Raw genomic sequence first — 19,039 nt, 5'->3', positions numbered from 1 at the left:
TACACCCCGGCGATGAGCGAGCTTCCTCCATCCGAGCTGTTAAGAGCGAAAGCGGAAGCGCGGCTCGAGCACGAAAGTGCCCCCCTCCTGCCGCCCCGCTCGGCCGAGGAACTGTTGCACGAACTGCAGGTGAACCAGATCGAACTGGAGATGCAGAACGAGGAGTTGCGCCGCACGCAGCTGGCGCTGGAAACAGCGCGTGATCGCTATGTCGATCTTTACGAGTTCGCGCCGGTCGGCTTTCTCACCCTGTCGCACGAAGCCCGCATCAGCGCCATCAATCTGACCGGTGCCACCATGCTGGGCGAGGACAGGAAGAAGCTGCTGCAGCGCAGTTTCTCGCGCCTGATCGTGCCGGAGCACTACGATCTGTGGCAGCGCTTCTTTGCTGCGGCGCTGGCCACCACGGACAAGCAGACTTGCGAACTCACCCTGCGACACAAAGACAGCAGTCGCATGGATGTGCGCCTGGATAGCCTGCTCATCACGACTGATGCAGCCGCTACCGAACTGCGTATCGCGCTGACCGATGTGTCGGAGCAGAAGCGTCTGGAGCATATCCTGCAGGAGAACAACGCCGACCTGATCAAATCAAAAGCGCTGGCGGACAAGGCGAATCTGGCCAAATCCGATTTCATCTCCAGCATGAGCCATGAACTGCGCAGCCCGCTCAATGCGATATTGGGTTTCGCGCAGTTGCTGGAAGCCGGCCCCCCCCTGCCCACGCCGCCGCAAAAAGCCCGCATCGACCAGATCATCCATGCGGGCTGGTATCTGCTGGGACTGATCAACCAGATCCTCGATCTGGCCATGATCGAGTCGGGCCGCCAACCCATGACCATGGAATCATTGTCTTTGAACGAATTGCTGCTCGATTGCCAGTCCATGATCCAGCCGCAGGCGGACAAGGCGGGCATCCGTGTCGATTTCCCCAGGCTGGATGAACCCTGCTTCGTCTATGCCGACCGCACACGCTTGAAGCAGATCCTGATCAACCTGCTTTCCAACGCCATCAAATACAACCGCACGGGCGGCACGGTCGATGTCGCACTGCATTCCAACATCGACGGGCGCGTCCACATCGGCGTAAGGGACACCGGCCAAGGCCTGCCCCCGGAGATGCTCAAGCAACTGTTCCAGCCGTTCAACCGACTGGGGCAGCAGACGGGCTGCGTGGAAGGCACGGGTATCGGTCTGGTGGTGAGCAAGCGTCTGGTGGAATTGATGGGGGGCCGCATCGGCGTGGAAAGTGTGGTCGGCATCGGTAGTGTGTTCTGGATAGAGATCCACCTGAGTGACATGAGCCACAGCGCCGCCAACGGTCATGTGTTGCTGGAACCGGTACAGGCGGCTGTCGAGGCGGCCATCCAGGCGGCCGTGCAGAAACTGCAGGAGCAGGTCCGTCCCGAAGTGGCACCGCGCACCGTCCTGTATGTGGAGGACAACACCGCCAACATGATGCTGATGGAACAGATACTGGAGCGGCGCTCCGGCATCAAACTCTACAAGGCCGGCAACGGCACGAGCGGCATCGCGCTGGCACGCATCCATATTCCTGAAGTGATCCTGATGGACATCAATCTGCCCGGCATCAGCGGCATACAGGCCCTGCACATCCTGCGCGCCGATCCGCTCACGGCGCATATCCCGGTGATCGCCATCAGCGCGAACGCAATGCCGCGCGATATCGAAAAAGGTCTTGAGGCCGGCTTCATGGGCTACATCACCAAGCCGATCAAAGTGGTCGAGTTCATGGCAGCCTTGGATCAGGCGTTCGAATACGCGCAGCACATCCGCACCAAAAAGAGCGGCGAGGATGGTCGATCATGATCAGCGAACAGGACTTCATGAACGCCAAGATACTGATCGTGGATGATCGGGCCAGCAATGTGGCTTTGCTTGAGGACCTGCTGCACGGCGAAGGTTATCTGAACGTGACAAGGTCTTTTGACCCTTGTGCCGCAAGCGGGCTGCATCGCGCAAATGACTTCGACCTGATCCTGCTGGATATCGAGATGCCAGGTATGGACGGCTTCGAAGTGATGCGGGAATTGAAGGAGATAGATACCCACGGTTATGTACCTATCCTGGTGATCACGGTGCAACCGGAATACAAACTAAAGGCACTGGCATCGGGCGCGAAGGATTTCATTTCCAAACCGCTGGATATCAGCGAAGTCAAGACACGTATCCACAACATGCTGGAAGTACGTCTGCTCTACATGCAACTGGAAGCCTCCAATCGGACGCTCGAATTCATGGCCTTGCACGATGAGCTAACAGGCCTACCGAACAGACGGCTGCTGCTTGACCGTCTATCGTCGGCTATCGCGCATGCTCACAGGAACGAGAACCTGATGGCGGTGCTGTATCTGGACCTGGACCTGTTCAAAGGGGTCAATGACCACTTGGGACATGATGCGGGTGATGCTTTGCTGGAAGAAGTGGGCAGGCGGCTGGTGGCCGCAGTGCGTGAAGTGGATACCGTGGCCAGACTGGGAGGGGACGAGTTCGTGCTTGTCCTGTCCGAGCTCAAAGAGATCGCGGACATAGAGATGTTGGTAGGCAAGGTGATCGCGGCAGTAACGTGCCCCTGCCACATCAACGGTTCGGATGTGAGCGTCACGACCAGCATAGGCGGCAGCATCTACCCCATGCACGGCGAGTCGGCCGAGACATTGATGAAGCGTGCCGATATGGCTTTGTATCAGTCAAAGCATATGGGCAAGAACAGATTCAGCATCGCATCCGACCTTGATTCGAACCAGTATGCGATGTGAGCGATGCGGTTCATGTAGTCAGGACGCCGTCCTGAACCAAAGTATGCAGGAGGAAAAATGATAGAAGAAAAAGATATCTTGAGCGCCACGATCCTGATCGTGGACGACCAGCAGGCCAATGTGACGCTGCTGGAAGAGCTGTTGCATGACGCCGGTTACCTCAACGTGACGTCGGTCACAGATCCCTGCGCGGTGTGCGAGATGCATCGCGCCAATCATTACGACCTGATACTGCTCGATCTGGTGATGCCCGGCAAGGATGGTTTTGCCGTGATGGACGACTTGAACGCGATCGTGACGGATGACTATGTGCCCATCCTGGTGATCACCGCGGAACCCGGCCACAAACTGCGCGCCCTCGCCTCCGGCGCGAAGGATTTCATCTCCAAACCGCTGGATCTGGTCGAGGTCAAGACACGCATCCACAACATGCTGGAAGTGCGCTTGCTGAACCGGAAACTCGCCGTCTACAACAAGCAACTGGAACAGCAAGTCGCGGCACGCACGGCGGAGCTGAGCGAGAGCGAAGCGCGTTTCCGCCGTCTGGCCGAGCTGTCTGCCGACTGGTACTGGGAGCAGGACGAGAACGGGCACTTCACCCGTGTGTACGGCCCCGCGCTCGAGATGCTGGGTGTGCAGGAAGGCGAAGCGACCGCCCCCATGCGTGAAGACCAGGGGGCCTACTGGAGCGAGACCAAGCAGAAGATGCTGGAAGAATTCATCTCCGCCAGAAAGCCGTTCATCGACTTCGTATACAGCCGCACCAAAGCTGATGGCACGGAACAGTTCCTGATGGTGAGCGGCGAGCCCATGTTCGATCAGACAGGGCGTTTCACCGGCTACCGTGGGATCGGCAGGGATGTGACGGACAGCATCCACCGGCAACAGACCCCGCCATAAGAAAGCGCCGCGACGATCTTTCAACCTCAGCGTGAGCACGGGGCACTTGTTTCCGATGCGTCAGTTTTACAGCAGCCTGCCCTTCAATTTTATACAACAGGGTGGGGAAGCAAGCGGTCGTACTCTTGCTTCACCACTACATAGCATTCACATACTTGCGCTTCAAGTTTTGGACGATCCGTTACGGTGATGACGCCGCGTGTGTAGGTGATGATGTTCTGTTTCTGCAACTTGCAGGCAGCCTCGGTCACACTTTCCCGCCGCACACCCAACAGGCTCGCAATCAGCGCTTGTGTGATCGTCAGTTTGTTATCGTGCATCCGGTCCAGACTCATCAACAACCAGCGGGCAAGCCGCTGGTCGTTCGAGTGATGCTGATTGCAAACTGCGGTTTGAGAGGTTTGGCTGATCAGCGCCTGCGTGTAAAGCAGTGACAATCTTTGTAGCTGCCCGCCTATGGCGAACTCCTTCTTCATGACTTTCCTGCTGAGCCGATAGGCATAGCCCGGGCTTTGCACTTCGGTACTGCTCGGCATACTGTCGCCCCCCATGAAAATGGAGATGCCGACCATGCCTTCATTGCCGACCAGCGCAACTTCACTCGATGCGCCGTTCTCCAAGTCATAGATCAGCGAGACGATGCCGCTGGTCGGGAAATGCAGGAAACTGATATGGTCGCCCGCTTCACCCACCCGCAAACCCAGCGGCATGGCAATGAACTCCAACTCCGGCAGGATGCGTTGATAGTCTTCCTCCGGCAGGGCGGCAAGTATGAGATTCCTTTTCGGATCATGAGGCAACTCATTGGCTGTCTTTAACATATCTGATAATCCCTATAAGGCGTTGTCCATTGGAATAGTGTTGTGCTGTTGTTGGCAATGAAATACTGCCAACTTAAAGCGCGCGCTTTATAGCAAAACATAGGGGACGCATATGTTCGGCAGCTAACATATGGATATGAATCATGTGGCAGCCCGGCGTATCCACCGCCAAGCCGCGCATGAACAGCGCTTACTGCTTTGGCGCATCCTCTCAGGTGGCAGGCTCCTGCCCTGTCACTTCATCCCGGGCGAGCCACCGTTCCAACAGGCTCAGACCCACGGCAAGCAGGGTCGGGCCGATGAAGACACCGACCAGGCCGAACGCCATCACGCCCCCGAATACGCCCAGCAGCAGCATGATGAATGGCAGGTCGCTGCCCCGGCTCATGATCAGCGGCAATACCATGTTGTCTATACCGCTGATCAGGATCACCCCCCAGGCGAGCATGAAAAACGCCCACCCGATGTCCCCCTGCATCAGCAGCCAGACCACGGCACCTCCCCACAGCAGCGGCGGACCGATAGGTACCAGGGCGATCACGGCCGTGGCGAAGCCCAGCATCAGAGCTGCGGGGACGCCCGCGATCGCGAACCCTATGGTCGCGACGATGCCCTGGGCGAGCGAAGATCCGAACAATCCGTACATCACACTGCGCACCGTCTTGACGATGATCATGCTGATGTCCTGCGCCTGAAGACCTATCACGCGATCCATCACCCCGTCTAGGAAGCGCATCAGCTCGACACCGTAACGATAGAAGTAGAAGCAGATGAAGGTGCCCAGACTCATCTCGATCAGGCCCTGCCCCAACACTGCCCCGCTCGCGATCAACATCTCTTTGGCAGGTACCAATATTCGATCGGTGAGGGCATTCATCTCTTTTTGATTCGATGCCAGCGTGTGCCAATAGTCGTGCACCGAAGTGCCGATCAAAGGTAACTTGGCGACCCATTTTGGCGGCTCCACCGGCCCGCTTCTGACAATCTCGCTGATGTATCCATAGATGGACATCACGTTGTCGCTGAGGCTGTAGGCAACGAGCGCAAGGGGCAGGATGACAACGAGGATCAATGCGAAAGTCATGCTGGTCGCTGCCCAATTCCTGTGCCCATTGAAACGCCGCAACAACCATTCATAAGCGGGCCAGCTGGAGATGCACACCACTGCCGCCATCAGCGTGGCGACCAGGAACGGCCGCATCACGATGAAGCAACCCACCACCAGTATGAATACGGCGAAGAGCTTGGCTATTTGTTCGAAGCGTTTTTGCATGGTGGTTGCCCTGGTTTCTTTCTCACATCAGCCATTCATCATCGGACCGTCGCGGCAACACCCTGCCTTCCGGAAATAAAAATAGCGCCCGCGATCAGGCGGGCGCTATTTGCACACAACATGATCGAACCTATCTGACCGAGCGTGTGAACGGGAACACTTTGGTGACACCCAGGATGTCTGTCAGCAACAGCACGATAAAGACCGTGAACAGGATGCCGAGGATATCCCCGCCGGCCGGCAGCGTGTCTATCTTGCCTGCGACTTGTTGAACTTCCTGGTCGGTCAATGCATCGACGCGGGATTTGGCGGTGCTTGCATCGAGGCCCTCAGCCTGCATCGCCTTGACGACATCTTCGCGGTCGAGGAAGGACTTGATGCGGTCACGCTGGTTCTGCGACTGCTCCGATTGGGCGATCTGGTCCACACCTATCATCCCGGCATAAGCTGCCTGTATAGGCAAGCTAAAGCTCAGGACTGTGGCGATCAGGAAACGGCTGGTTATACGCATGAAACGATTGTTCATTATTTTCTCCTCATTATTGATTGTAAAAACATCAGTTGCCTATGGCAGATACACCCGACCCCTGTTCTTCCTGTGCAACATGAATGCGTGCAGGAACCACCCCATCACAAAGCCGAGCAGCAAGGTGAAGAAGATCAGCAATGCGCGCGATATGGTCGCGGTCCAATAGAGGAATCCGACCTCCACTGGCGCGATGTTCTGGGCGATGAACACTGCTGCCAGCGTGGACAGCAGCAAGATCAGTGCAAGTTTCATATCCATCATGAGATTCTCCTTGACGAGATCAGTAGCTGACCGATACCCGCATCATTTGAATCTGGCATGCGCATCCGACATGCCGCTCTTGAGTTCGTCCCATACTTTGTCGGCAGTCGTCTTGACGTCTTCCCACGCTTCGGCACTGGCGCTACCCAGCTCTTGCAGCTTTTCAGAGGCAGTGCGCTGTTTCACACGCAATGCCTGCATGGCTTCGGCATGCTTCACTTTCAAGTCTGCACTGACATTCTCCGCTTTGGCTTCGAGCAGAGTGATCTGCGCACCCCATTCTTTCAATTGGGCCGCTCGCTTTTGTTTGTAGGCTTCCTGAATATCCATGATGTGCACCGTCCTTAAGTGTTGATCGTCTTATTTCTTGACGACCAGATCGTTCTTCACACGGCTGACACCGGCTACTGCACCTGCCAGCCCTTCGGCCGTGTCACGGTTCGCCGCTGTACCGACCGAGCCGGACAAGGTCACGATGCCGTTGATCGTCTTGACGCTGATCTGCAAAGTCTTCAGACCGGGCTCGGCGAGGATGGCCGCTTTGACCTTGGCGGTGATGCCGGTATCGTCGATGGCGACACCCGCTTTTTCGCCTTCATGGGACATGGAATCGCCCGCCTTCTCGATCTTGTCGCCCATTTGATCGACCTTCTGGTCGATGCTCTTGCCTGCCGATTCGGCAGGGCCGGGTTTATCACAAGCGACCACGCCCGCGGCCAGGAATATCGCGGCAGTGATGGTCAGGATGTTTTTAGAGGCGCTCATTGCATTTCCTTTTCTATTTGTTTGTTTCAATCAAACAGCTTCGGCGAGATGCCGAAGCTGCCGTTCATCTTTTTGCGTAATTGAAGATGATGTTGACGCGACGGTTCTCTTGGCGGCCTTCAGCCGAAGTACCGTAGGAGACGCGGCGTGTCTGTCCGAATGCCGAGGTAGAAAGACGCGAACGCGACACCCCGCGCTTGTCCACAAGATAGTTCACCACGCTCTGGGCACGACGCTGCGAGAGCGCCATCGCATCTTTAGCAGAGACGCGCGTCTGGTCCTTGCCGGCCCCGTCGAACATGGCCGCATGACCTTCCACCGTCGCCAGGACAGTCGGGTTCGCTTGCATGAATTCGGCGACTCTGCCCAGCTCAGCGAAGTATTCAGGCTTGACTTCGGACTTCAGCGAATCGAAGCCGACCTCCATCGCCACCGTGAATCTGGCCGGTGCGACCTTGAGGCCCGCATAGTCGGTGGCACAGGCGATGACAGCACCGATACGACGGTTCGCCTGCTGGCCTTCTGGCGTGCTGTTGTCCGCGATGGGCCGTGTATCGCCATAGCCGATGGCGCTCAGTCGCGATGCATCGATCTTCAGGTCATTGACCAGATACTCGACCACGCTGTCCGCGCGCTGCTGGGAAAGCTTCTGGTTGTATGCGCTCGCACCGACACTGTCGGAATGCCCTTCGATCACTGCCGTGGATTTCGGATACTTCTTCATGAACGTGCCCACGACCGCGAGTTTCTCTTTGTCGTCGCGCTGGATGCTGTCCTGCTTGATCTCGAACTGCAGATCCAGGATGGTGCAGTATTCCTGCATCTTCACTGGCACGATGACCACGACGGGAGCGGGCGCTACAGCCGGTGCGGCTGCAGCCTGCTTGACGGGTGCCGGCTTCTCTTTGCCGAACTGATAGACCAAGCCCAGCGACACCATATTGATATCGCCTTTGCTGCCTGCCGCATCATCGATACGGTATCGCTCGCCTTCAAGACGCATGCCCAGCGACGGGGTGAAGTCGTATTGCAAGCCGCCCCCTACCTTGTAGTTCGCCGCGGTCTTGCTTGGGTTCGGGTTTGCCGGGGTCGGCACCAACCCGGTACTGGTGAAGGTGTCCTTAGCCTCGGCATATTGCAGCCCCAGACGCCCGAAAGCGGAAAACTTTTCCGTAAAGGGGAACATCACTACTGCATCGATATTCACCCCACGTAGTTTGATATTGCCGATCAGCGTCCCTGCTGGGGTTGTGGTAGCGGTATATCCGAACTCGCCCAGATCGTAATAGCCGCCTTCGACTGCAAAGTTATTGCTGAACTTGTAGCCGCCAAACAGTTTGAATGCCGTTTTGCGGTCGCGCTCAGTCAGCGTGGTCGTGGTCAATCCCGAGTTGAGTAACTGTGCACGGATGCTGGCAGCGTCGATCTTGGCCATCGATTGCCCCGCATTGATGCCGATGAGCCATCCTTCCTCCACCGCCATCGCGGCGGAACTGCCCATGACCGTGCATCCCGCGAGTCCGATAGCACTTAATGTCTTAAATACACTTTTGGTGTTTTTCATGTGATTCTCCAATTGGTTGATAGATCTTTTATGTTCGATGGACTCGCGGATCAAGGCGCCGGGACATTGACGACACTCGATTGCAAGGCGATGGTGCCGGCTGTGATCGCACCTGCCAGGATGCGCCCGTTGATGGTGGCTCCTGTCACCGCCGTGACATCACGACCTGACACGATGGTGCCTTCGAATGTCGACCCCACGCCTATCGTTGCATCCGAGGTTGGAACCCAGAACACGTTCTTGGCCTGCGCCCCGTTCGTCAGCGTGACATTTGCTGTTGTAGTCAATGAAGAGCCGATCTGGAACACCCACACTGCATTGGTATCCCCACCGGCATCGAGGGCGAGTGGTGTGGCGACCAGCATCGTGCTACCCGATGTATAGGTTCCCGGTGCGATACCTGACGGATACAGCGCGCCGAGATCGGCACCAGCGGAAATGGTGGTTCCCGGTGCAAGTCCCTTGGCATAGTCGTAGGCAGTCAACAGGTCTGCTCTCGCTTGGGCGGATACAGAATCGTTGATGTGGGTGGAGCCGTTCACGATGGCAGGCGGGAAGCCGGTCATCGACGTACCTGGATCCAGCGATACATCACCATTGATGATGGAGTTGCCCGTGCTGGTGATGGCGGAAGTCGCCATGATACCGAAGGTGGCGGTTGAACCTAGCGCCACTGCACCCGGCGCAAGACCGGTACCCGTGGTGAAGTTCCAAGGGTTTGGTTTTGGCAAACCACCTGCTGCGGGTACGACCAATAGATTTCCGGCCAAGTCGGCTGCCGCTGCCGTCACGGTAGCTGTGTATTGCGTATTGGCCAACAGATTGCTGGCCGGCGTGAAGATTGCGATATTGTGGAGTGCGTCATAAGTGACCGTGCCTGACAACAATGGACCCGGGCCGGCCGTCACTTGCAAAGTGAACGTCGTGGTGCTGATAGTCGCCTGATCCATCGCTTCGCTGAAGGTGGCGTTGATGGCACTGTTGAGCGCGACACCGGTCGCCGCAGAGGAAGGCGAAGTCAGCGTCACGGTAGGCGCTGTCACATCCGCCGCAGCGGCTGTGAAAGTCCAAACCCGGCTATTCGCCACATTTGGCGAGGCAGTCACCCCAGCCAAGCCGTTACCCGCAAGGTCGGTCGCCGCTGTCGTGATCGTTGCGGTGTAACCCATCGCCGGTGTCAATGCTACCGTAGGCTTAAAAACTGCGGTGCGGCTGGTCGCGTTATAGCTGACGGTAGCACCCGCCACGTTATTTCCGCTGACGGTCTCTTTGACAGTGAACGTTGTTGCGGCTGTAACGGAAGCCGGAGCCATCTTCTCGTTGAAAGTGGCAGTGATCGATGCGTTGGCCGCGACAGTGCCTGCATTGGCCGGCACAGTAAGCGACACGAGTGGTCGCGAGGTGTCGGCCAGCGTGGTTTGCAAAGTACCGCCACCGTTGCCCAGAATGGGACTTTGACCACCACCGCACCCCACCACCGATGACACCAGCAGCAATGCTGCCAGCCATTTAAGCGGTCGATAAATACTGTGTAAAATTTTCATTTCTTGCTCCTTTGATTGATCCCGAAAAGCCCCTGATAGATAGGGTCCACTTCTGCGGGCACTGCGTACTGCAAATATTTCTAGTCAATGCCTGTTCATTCGCTGCGATGCCACGTCACATCCGATGACGCAAATAGATGCATCTCGCGCATAGTGTTTATCCTCTGTTCGCCGACGGCGCTCCGTTCGATAGCGAACATAGACAAAACATTTGTTGAACAAAAAAAGGCCGTCTTGCGACGGCCTTTTAATCACTGCGTTACAACTCCTGCTGCGGCTTACGGGGCTTTGGTAACGGTATCTGCAATCAGGGTGACCCGATCCGATATGCCATACAGGCTGCCTGTAATTTGAGCACCTGAAAGCACGTTGACTTGCGTCGCGGCAAACACGCTGCCGTAGAAAATGGTGCCCGCTCCGATCGTCGTGATTCCGCCCGTTGACCAGAAGACATTCTTGGCTTGTGCTTGATTAGCCAGAACGATACTGCCGCCGGGGGCACCGGTAGTCAGCGTGCCACCGATCACGAAGATGAACACCGCATTCGGATCACCCTGTGCGTCGAGCGTAAGCGTTCCGGTGGTGATGCCGACGTTGGAAGCGGTCTTGTAGACACCCCGCGTCATGGTCAGCGTTCCCAGCTCCGTAGCCAAAACCTGAGTCGGTGCAGTCGGATTCGGATCCGCATCGAGGAAGGTCTTGGCAGTTCCCAAGTCGGTACTGGCCTGAGTCAGCATCGCTCCCGTCGTAGTCCATACCGCATGCGGCAAGGCATAGTGCAACGGATAGGGGAATGGCGCTGGATTCGCATCAGCAGGCGCATAGGATGTCGATGCCATACCCGCCCAAGTCTCACCGGTAAGCTCGGTAAAGTCACCGGCCGGGCCTGTCGGGGTAAACCCTGTGATGAACGAGCGGGCGGCGGGCGTGATGCCGATATCCCCGTTTGTAATCGCGGTGACACCCGTTGTCGTGACGGCCTGGTTGCCCAGAATCACGAATCTGCCGGCTTCGCCAAGGACTGGCGGAGTCGGGTTTGCCGCGGCCAAGCTCACGGTTACAGTATAGGCCGCCGTGGTGGTATCGCCTGCCGTCACTGTGTAGACCACCGGCGCGGTGAAGTCATTTTGTGTGGCAGTGCTGGTCTGCACGGCTGCACCGACTTTGACATTGGCCCCTGTCGTGGTGAATGTCGCCACCAGTGCCGTGACATCGGTACCGCTCGGCACAGTGACCGCGACGGTCTTGAGCGCTTCATCGATCACACCGGAAACCCCGAGCAAGGAATATGCGGTCAGCGCTTTGGCGGAAGTAGATGCGACAGTCACGGTGACGGTGTAAGTCGCTGTGGTCGCATCGGCTGCCGTGACAGTGTAGGCCACCGGGCTGGTGAAGTTATTCGCGGTGGTGGCGCTGGTTTGCACTGCCGTGCCCACTTTGACATTCGCACCGGTGGTGACAAACGTTGCCACCAGCGCCGTGACATCCGTTCCGCTCGGCACGGTGACCGCGATGGTATGCGCCGGTTCGGTGATCACACCGGTTGCCCCGGTGTATCCGGCGAACGAGAAGGCAGTCAACGCTTTGGCTGTGGCAGATGCGACGGTGACCGTGACAGTGTAAGTCGTGGTCGAAGCATTGCCTGCGGTGACGATATAGGCCACCGTACTGGTGAAGTTGTTCGCGGTGACTGCGCTGGTTTGCACTGCCGTACCCACTTTGACGCTTACCCCGGTCGTGGTGAAAGTCGCCACCAGCGCAGTGACGTTGGTGCCGTTAGGCACAGTCACGGCAATCGTCTTGGCCACCTCGTTGATCACGCCCGTTGCCCCCGAATACCCCACAAAAGAGAAAGCGGTCAGCGCTTTGGCGGTGATCGACGAGACAGTGACGGTGACGGTGTAGATCGCCGTCGTGGCATCTTGCGCGGTCACCGTGTAGAGCACCGGGCTGGTGAAGTCATTCGGTGTCGTACCACTCACTTGAGTTGTAGTGCCAACCTTTACGCTAGCCCCGTTTTGGATATAAGTCGCCACCAGCGCGGTGACGTTTGTTCCATAAGGAACCCTCACGGCAATTGTTTTGGCTGGTTCGTTGATAGTAGCAGCTACGCCATTCAGAGAATAACTGGTGATCGCCTTGCCTGAGACTGCGCTAGCGCCGCCGCTACCGAGCAATGCGTCACCACCACCGCATCCTGCTAACGCACTAGCCAGTACCAATGCGATAAGCCACCCGAGTGGCTTGCTGAGTCGTTCAAAATATTTCTTCATTTTATTCACCTCTAAATTTGATCCAAAAAAGAGTCATAACAAGCGACTCGCACAAGTCGTACCCGTGGTCTTTATGCGCCATTCATTAGAATCACTCCGTGCGTTACCGAACATCCATACAAAATATTTTCGTTTGACGTGCGCAAGAAAAAGGCCGTCTTGCGACGGCCTTTTCTACTGAAAACCAATTACGGTTGGGTAACTGTATTGCTATCCATCAAGACACCTGTTCTACCGAATAAACGCCCCGTGACGGTTGCACCCGTGACGAGAGAGATATTGGTGGCAGACATCACCACACCTTCCATATGCGCACCTGCTCCCACAGAGACACCGTTCGAAACGATCCAGAACACGTTCTGAGGCAGTGCACCACCCGTCAGCAGCACATTCTTTGCTGCGGTCTGAGTCAGCGATCCGGTGATCTGGAATACCCATACATCAGTAGCATTGCCATTGAGCGTGAGATCGCCAGGTATGGTGACATTGACACCACAGGTATAGACACCTGCAGCGATCGGCGCACCGATGCCTGCATCACTCATCGCACCGGTACCCGGACAGGCAGTTATCAATCCGCCACCTGATGCTGGTTTTGCTAGCGCCGCATTGTAGGCTGCATTCTTATCACTGACAGCAGTCGTCAGAAGGGTTGCCGTATCCGTCGTTGCCGTTGCACAACCATTGACGGAGCTGTAGTCGGCCGCATAGAGCTTGCCTACGACTTGGGTCGATGTAGAGAAACATTTAGCCGGATCAAGTGCCAACGCGAATCCCGTCATGAATGAGGCGGCGGCCGGACTGACAGCGATGTCTCCTGTGATCGTGGCGGTAGTTGTAGTAGTGGCGATAGGCGTGAACGTGACTGTTGCTTCATCCAGAATCACATAGTTCGCGGCAGATAACAGATTCACGCAGTTCGTACCGCTAGCTCCTCCGCAGACGACTTGGCCTACCACTGAGGCCGCTGTAAAGCTCCAAGTCTTAGCGACAGCCAATGCATTGCCGGCCAGGTCCTCGGCCGCAGTGGTGATCGTGGCCGTATATACAAGGCCGGCCGTAAGATCACTAGTCGGATTGAAGGTCGCGATTGTTGTGCCGGGGAATGTCGCTACGCCTGGAATAACCGTGCTTCCTTGCTTCAAAGTAAAAGTCGAGGCGGCAGTGATTGTTGCAGCATTCATCGTTTCGCTAAAGGTTGCGACGATGTTCGCGCCGACCGCTACACTCGTGGCTCCACTTGCAGGAACTGTGGAAATCACGGTTGGCGCGGTGGTGTCTGCCGATGTACCTGTGGTAAAGCTCCAGGTTTTAGTAGCCGCCAATGCGTTACCTGCCAAATCCTTGGCTCCGGTTGTAATCGTGGCTGTATAGACCGTGCTGACTGCGAGATTGCCGGTCGGGTTGAAGACTGCGGTTGTTCCAGAATAAGTCACAGCCCCTGGAACAGCTGTGGCGCCTTGCGATAAAGAAAAAGTCGTGGTGGTGATCGTCGCAACGTCCATTGCCTCACTAAAAATGGCGGTGATGTTCGCGTTGATCGCAACACCAGTCGCAGCAGTCAGAGGAGCGGTTAAACTCACTGAGGGAGCGACGGTTTCTGCAGGCGCAAGGATTCCCCCGCCCCCGCCGCAACCTGCCACGAATGCTGCGAGCAGCACCGCCATGAACCACGTCAGTGGTTTTGATGTGAAATTGGTACTGATCATTTGATTCTCCTTAGTGTTTGGTGATGAGCGAGTCGTGTATCCAGCGGATATGACTATCGGCACATCTCCAGTACGAAACTTGCAAGATGGCTTATCACCGCTTTCGCCCGGCAGCTCGGTACGCTGTCGCACATATGCCCGCATATTCATGAATTCCTGTCTCTGTGTGTGCGAGCGCACAGTTCTTGTGCGTGGCGTGGAGTCTGATGGCGACTCCCTGAACTTATTGGATGAAAAAAATGAAGACCTCTACGAACTACAGAACAAAGTCTCTGCTGGCCAGGATCGGCATCGTGATGGGCAGTGCAGTCATGCTGGCCGCATGCACAAGTGTGCAGCCGCCGCTTGATCAGATGGCCACTTCCAAAGCCGCGGTGAATACGGCGATCAGTACCGGCGCAAATGAATTCGCACCGGCGCAGCTAAAGGCAGCCACGGAGAAGATGACGCTCGCCGAGAAGGCGATGTCCGACAAGAACTACGCGGTCGCAACGCAACAGGCCGAACAGGCGCTGGTGGATGCGCAACTGGCGACGGCGATGGCACGTTCTGCCAAAGCGAAGAAAGCTGCGGATGCACTGCAAGAAGATAGCCGCATCCTGCGCCAAGAGATCGACCGCAAGACCAATTAAATATAAATGGAGTCATTCATGAAAAATTCTCACTATGTACCTTTGTCCATCATCGTTCTGGCCATCCTGGCCGGCTGCAATACCACGACGCACAACGCCCAGCTGCAGGACGCCCATGAGCGCTACACGCGCGCCCAAGGGAATCCGCAGGTCACCACGCTGGCGGCCGCCGAACTGGAAGTTGCCGCCAACTCCCTCGAACGGGCGGATAGCGCATTGAGCAAGGGCGATGACTCGGCCACGGTCGATCAGCTGGCTTATGTGGCAGCACAACAGGTCTCCATCGCTGAAGAAACGGCGAATCAGAAGACATACGAGCTGGCTGTGACCAATGCGAGTGCGAATCGCAATCAGATCCGCCTTGAGGCCAGGACTGCCGAAGCCGATGCAGCCAAACGTAAAGCGGCGATCGCCGACAAGACCATGAATCGCCAAGCCGAGGATCTGGCTGCCGCCGATGCGAATGCGCAAAGTGACCAGACCCTCATCGCTCTTCAAGAGATGAAGATCCGCGAACTGAACGCTAAGCAGACCGAACGCGGCCTGGTCGTCACCTTGGGCGATGTCTTGTTCAATACCGGCAAGTCTGAACTCAAGTCCGGCGGCACACGCAATGTGCAAAAGGTGGCCGACTTCCTTATGCAATACCCGAAACGCAATGTCCTGATCGAAGGGTTCACCGACAGTGTCGGCAGTGAGAGTTTCAATCAAGCCTTGTCCGAACGTCGCGCCGAGTCGGTGCGGTCAGCCTTGATCGGCTTGGGCGTGCGCGGCGATCGGATCTCCACCAAAGGATATGGCGAACAACGTCCTGTGGCCAACAATGACACAGCCGCCCATCGCCAAGCCAATCGCCGCGTGGAGATCATCTTCTCGGAAGATGACAGAAGCATTCCCGCAATGTGATCCAGAACCACCACATATAACCTGTTCCACCAAGGAGTGAAGTAATGACTACCAATGCAATCGATATGAAGAGCCTCTCAGTTTCGAAAGATAAATTTATGGATGAGATGCGCACAGTCGTTGACGATGCCGAAGCGCTACTGAAGGCCACAACCAACCAGACGGGTGATGGAGCGACTGCAGCACGTGCCCGCATCGAGAAGAGTCTGCATATCGCCAAAGAACGTTTGATCGATGCGGAAGAAGCTGTCATTTATCACACCAGACATGCTGCCAAGGTTACCGACCAATATGTACATGAGAATCCCTGGAAGGCGCTCGGCATCACTGCCTGTGCCGGCGTCATCGTGGGCATGCTCATCGCCAGACGCTGAACATGTCCGATTCGACAGGACTGATGGAATCGCTGAAACGGATGGTGGACACGCTGTTATCCATCATCCAGACGCGTCTGGAATTGCTGTCGGCCGAGATCGAGGAAGAACGCGTGCGTGTCGGACAGCTGCTGCTGTACGGCGCTATCGCGTTCTTTTTCTTCGCCATGGCTGTCCTGCTGCTCACTTTCCTGGTCGTGGCAGTCTTTTGGGATAACCACCTGTTACTGGTATTGAGCGGACTGATCGCGCTGTTCCTTATTGCTGGAACGGTCGCGTGGTTCGCATTCCGCAAAGTCTCCCGCAGCAGGCTCGTACTGTTTTCGACCAGCCTTTCCGCACTGGCGGAAGACCGTGAAGGATTGGTGTCTCGACCATGAGCCGGAAATTGACAGCACTTGCAGAGCGGCGCGGCATGCTGGTGCAAAAGATTTGTGAACAGCGTACGGATCTGACCGAATCTATGCGGCAGTGGCAAAGACCCATGGCTATCGCCGATTCCGGCCTGAAGGTGGTCCGCGTCCTGCGCAGCCATCCCGCATGGCTGGCTAGCGGCCTGACTGCCTTGCTGGCTTGGCGTCTCAAGAAGGTCTCCGGTTCGTCCCAGCACGACTGGCCGCTCACTTACCTCTACCCGTCCGCGATATTCGCGGGCTCCAAGATCCTTTCCGCGCTCACCTCTCGCCGCGAGGCAAAAGGTGACAAAACCGGGGGAGAATCAGAGCCTCGCTGACTGCGGCACGACAGGCCGCTTTGTTGCGCCCCCGCCCTCCTCGTCATTGAAGCATCAGCCCGATGCCGGTATAGTCGCCGAACTTTCTCAGGGCATGCATATGGGCGCACCAGACGTTCCTAATCACAAACTCAAACTGACCGAGCTGCTCGACATGCTGGTCTCGGACGGCATGGTGGACAAGGCGGAGGCTGATGTTCTGGTCGCCGAGCGCCGTGCACAACGCAACGACCATCACCCGCTGGTCGTCATCGCGGAAAAGAGCTGGAAATCGCTGCTGCCGCCCAATCGCATCCTGACGCTGGAATCCCTGACCGAATGGCTGGCCGGCAAGGCCGGTCTGGAGTATTTCCACATCGACCCACTCAAGATCGATTTCTCCAATCTGACCGAGTTGATGTCCATCGATTACGCGAACCGCTTCTCCATCATGCCTATCCGCATCGACGGCGGCGATCTGGTGGTGGCGACGGCGGAACCGTGGCTGCGCGACTGGGAGACCGTGTTGCGCCAGACCTCGCGCAAGAGCATCCGCCGCGTGGTCGCGAACCCGCTGGATATCAAGCGCTATCTGGTCGAGTTCTACAATCTTGCGCGCTCGGTGAAGAGCGCGACGAACACCAACGCCCCCTCCGGCAACCTCGCCTCGTTCGAGCAACTGGTCGAGCTAGGCAAGAGCAACAAGCAATTCGATGCCAACGACCAGCACATCGTGCATATCGTCGACTGGCTGTGGCAATACGCCTTCGAGCAACGCGCCTCGGATATACATATCGAGCCGCGCCGCGAGGCGGGCATCGTGCGTTTCCGCATCGACGGCGTGCTGCATCAGGTGCACCAGTTGCCGATGTCGGTGATCGCCGCGATGACCAGCCGCATCAAGCTGCTGGGCCGCATGGATCTGATGGAGAAACGCCGCCCGCAGGATGGCCGCATCAAGACGCGCACCGAGGAAGGGCAGGAGATCGAGCTGCGCCTGTCCACCCTGCCTACCGCCTTCGGCGAGAAGCTGGTGATGCGTATCTTCGACCCGGAAGTGCTGGTGCGCGACTTCGCCGAACTGGGCTTCTCCGAAGACGACCGTACCCGCTGGGAACAGATGACCGGCCGGCCGAATGGCATCATTCTGGTCACCGGCCCTACCGGCTCAGGCAAGACCACCACGCTGTATTCGACCCTGAAGCATCTGGCCACACCGGAAGTGAACGTGTGCACGCTGGAAGACCCGATCGAGATGGTTGAACCGGCCTTCAACCAGATGCAGGTGCAGCCCGACATCGGTCTGAACTTCGCCGACGGTGTGCGCGCCCTGATGCGCCAGGACCCGGACATCATCATGGTGGGCGAGATACGCGATCTGGAGACGGCCGACATGGCGATCCAAGCGGCGCTGACCGGCCATCTGGTGCTCTCCACCCTGCATACCAATGATGCGCCTTCCGCCATCACGCGCCTGCTCGACCTGGGCGTACCGCCTTACCTGCTCAATGCCACGCTGCTCGGTATCATGGCGCAACGTCTGGTGCGCACGCTGTGCCCGCATTGCAAACAGCCGCACCCGGCCAGCGATGCAGACCATGTGCTGTGGGACAATCTGGTCTCTCCGTGGAAAGCGGCGCGCCCAGCCAAGTTGCACCGCCCGCAGGGCTGCCTGGAATGCCGCATGACCGGCTACTCGGGTCGCATCGGCATCTATGAGATCCTGCTCATGTCGCCCGAGCTGCGCAAACTCATCACGGCCGACACCGATATCGCCGCGCTGCGCGATCTGGCCGGACGCGAAGGCATGAAGCCGCTGCGCATCTCGGGGGCGCAAAAGATCGCCAACGGCACGACCACTCTGGAAGAAGTGCTCAAGAGCGCACCGCCAGCCGAACAGAATAGATAACAACCTAGGGGCGTCTATAAAAATAGAAAATTCTAAGCAAGACAAGGCGCGAGCAAAAAATCACGACGCAGCATATGCTGAATATGT

General features: G+C 57.2%; 19 protein-coding genes. 9 read left to right on the top strand and 10 right to left on the bottom strand.

Features of this window, described 5'->3' with window-relative positions; translation table 11 throughout:
- Positions 1-12: 12 nt before the first annotated feature.
- From ACYCZ5_RS11230 to ACYCZ5_RS11220, 3 genes are read left to right on the top strand one after another with little or no spacing between them, the layout of a single operon-like run.
- Positions 13-1,830 (top strand): hybrid sensor histidine kinase/response regulator, encoded by a 1,818-nt coding sequence (locus ACYCZ5_RS11230; RefSeq protein WP_461544892.1) that lies wholly within the window; start codon positions 13-15, stop codon positions 1,828-1,830.
- The gene (locus ACYCZ5_RS11225) at positions 1,827-2,780 is read left to right on the top strand and encodes a diguanylate cyclase domain-containing protein (RefSeq protein WP_461544891.1); all 954 of its coding nucleotides are present in this window, start codon (positions 1,827-1,829) and stop codon (positions 2,778-2,780) included. The genes ACYCZ5_RS11230 and ACYCZ5_RS11225 overlap by 4 nt, the downstream gene beginning before the upstream one ends.
- Before the next feature lie 57 nt (positions 2,781-2,837).
- Positions 2,838-3,680 carry a response regulator gene (locus tag ACYCZ5_RS11220; protein ID WP_461544890.1) on the top strand — a complete coding sequence of 281 codons (843 nt, stop codon included), beginning with the start codon at positions 2,838-2,840 and terminating at the stop codon, positions 3,678-3,680.
- Between the two features lie 89 nt (positions 3,681-3,769).
- Here ACYCZ5_RS11220 and ACYCZ5_RS11215 read toward each other — a convergent pair whose 3' ends face one another.
- The 10 genes from ACYCZ5_RS11215 to ACYCZ5_RS11170 form a co-directional block, all read right to left on the bottom strand.
- Positions 3,770-4,501, bottom strand: a complete 732-nt coding sequence (locus ACYCZ5_RS11215; protein ID WP_461544889.1) for a Crp/Fnr family transcriptional regulator — start codon at positions 4,499-4,501, stop codon at positions 3,770-3,772.
- Positions 4,502-4,712: 211 nt separating this feature from the next.
- Positions 4,713-5,774, bottom strand: coding sequence for an AI-2E family transporter (locus ACYCZ5_RS11210; protein ID WP_461544888.1), 1,062 nt, complete (start codon positions 5,772-5,774; stop codon positions 4,713-4,715).
- Between the two features lie 130 nt (positions 5,775-5,904).
- Complete coding sequence (locus ACYCZ5_RS11205; protein ID WP_461544887.1) at positions 5,905-6,300, bottom strand: PA2779 family protein; 396 nt, start codon at positions 6,298-6,300, stop codon at positions 5,905-5,907.
- Positions 6,301-6,339: 39 nt separating this feature from the next.
- The gene (locus ACYCZ5_RS11200; protein WP_461544886.1) at positions 6,340-6,564 is read right to left on the bottom strand and encodes a LapA family protein; all 225 of its coding nucleotides are present in this window, start codon (positions 6,562-6,564) and stop codon (positions 6,340-6,342) included.
- Between the two features lie 42 nt (positions 6,565-6,606).
- Positions 6,607-6,894 carry a sll1863 family stress response protein gene (locus tag ACYCZ5_RS11195; RefSeq protein ID WP_461544885.1) on the bottom strand — a complete coding sequence of 96 codons (288 nt, stop codon included), beginning with the start codon at positions 6,892-6,894 and terminating at the stop codon, positions 6,607-6,609.
- 30 nt (positions 6,895-6,924) lie between these two features.
- Positions 6,925-7,329, bottom strand: a complete 405-nt coding sequence (locus ACYCZ5_RS11190; RefSeq protein ID WP_461544884.1) for a BON domain-containing protein — start codon at positions 7,327-7,329, stop codon at positions 6,925-6,927.
- Positions 7,330-7,393: 64 nt separating this feature from the next.
- Positions 7,394-8,893: an OmpA family protein gene (locus tag ACYCZ5_RS11185; protein ID WP_461544883.1), complete on the bottom strand. Its 1,500-nt coding sequence runs from the start codon at positions 8,891-8,893 to the stop codon at positions 7,394-7,396.
- A gap of 50 nt (positions 8,894-8,943) precedes the next feature.
- A complete protein-coding gene (locus ACYCZ5_RS11180) occupies positions 8,944-10,437 on the bottom strand; it encodes an ice-binding family protein (protein WP_461544882.1) in 1,494 nt (497 codons plus the stop codon).
- A gap of 278 nt (positions 10,438-10,715) precedes the next feature.
- Entirely contained in the window at positions 10,716-12,710 is a 1,995-nt protein-coding gene (locus ACYCZ5_RS11175; protein ID WP_461544881.1) for an ice-binding family protein, read from the bottom strand.
- A gap of 188 nt (positions 12,711-12,898) precedes the next feature.
- On the bottom strand, positions 12,899-14,419 hold the full coding sequence (locus ACYCZ5_RS11170) for an ice-binding family protein (RefSeq protein WP_461544880.1): 1,521 nt from the start codon (positions 14,417-14,419) through the stop codon (positions 12,899-12,901).
- A gap of 239 nt (positions 14,420-14,658) precedes the next feature.
- On the opposite strand from ACYCZ5_RS11170, the gene ACYCZ5_RS11165 reads away from it, so the two are divergent.
- From ACYCZ5_RS11165 to ACYCZ5_RS11140, 6 genes are all read left to right on the top strand, one after another.
- Positions 14,659-15,051, top strand: a complete 393-nt coding sequence (locus ACYCZ5_RS11165; protein ID WP_461544879.1) for a DUF4398 domain-containing protein — start codon at positions 14,659-14,661, stop codon at positions 15,049-15,051.
- Positions 15,052-15,069: 18 nt separating this feature from the next.
- Positions 15,070-15,957 carry an OmpA family protein gene (locus ACYCZ5_RS11160; RefSeq protein ID WP_461544878.1) on the top strand — a complete coding sequence of 296 codons (888 nt, stop codon included), beginning with the start codon at positions 15,070-15,072 and terminating at the stop codon, positions 15,955-15,957.
- Between the two features lie 44 nt (positions 15,958-16,001).
- Positions 16,002-16,331, top strand: coding sequence for an ElaB/YgaM/YqjD family protein (locus ACYCZ5_RS11155; protein WP_461544877.1), 330 nt, complete (start codon positions 16,002-16,004; stop codon positions 16,329-16,331).
- Positions 16,332-16,333: 2 nt separating this feature from the next.
- The gene (locus tag ACYCZ5_RS11150) at positions 16,334-16,711 is read left to right on the top strand and encodes a phage holin family protein (RefSeq protein ID WP_461544876.1); all 378 of its coding nucleotides are present in this window, start codon (positions 16,334-16,336) and stop codon (positions 16,709-16,711) included.
- Complete coding sequence (locus ACYCZ5_RS11145; protein WP_461544875.1) at positions 16,708-17,064, top strand: YqjK family protein; 357 nt, start codon at positions 16,708-16,710, stop codon at positions 17,062-17,064. Before ACYCZ5_RS11150 ends, ACYCZ5_RS11145 begins: the two co-directional genes overlap by 4 nt.
- Before the next feature lie 100 nt (positions 17,065-17,164).
- Complete coding sequence (locus ACYCZ5_RS11140; protein WP_461544874.1) at positions 17,165-18,952, top strand: GspE/PulE family protein; 1,788 nt, start codon at positions 17,165-17,167, stop codon at positions 18,950-18,952.
- The last annotated feature ends 87 nt before the right edge of the window (positions 18,953-19,039 follow it).

The sequence above is a fragment of the Sideroxydans sp. genome (genome assembly GCF_054604835.1).
Note: the sequence above shows the minus strand (reverse complement) of the source record. Positions and strands in the feature narration are given on the sequence as shown.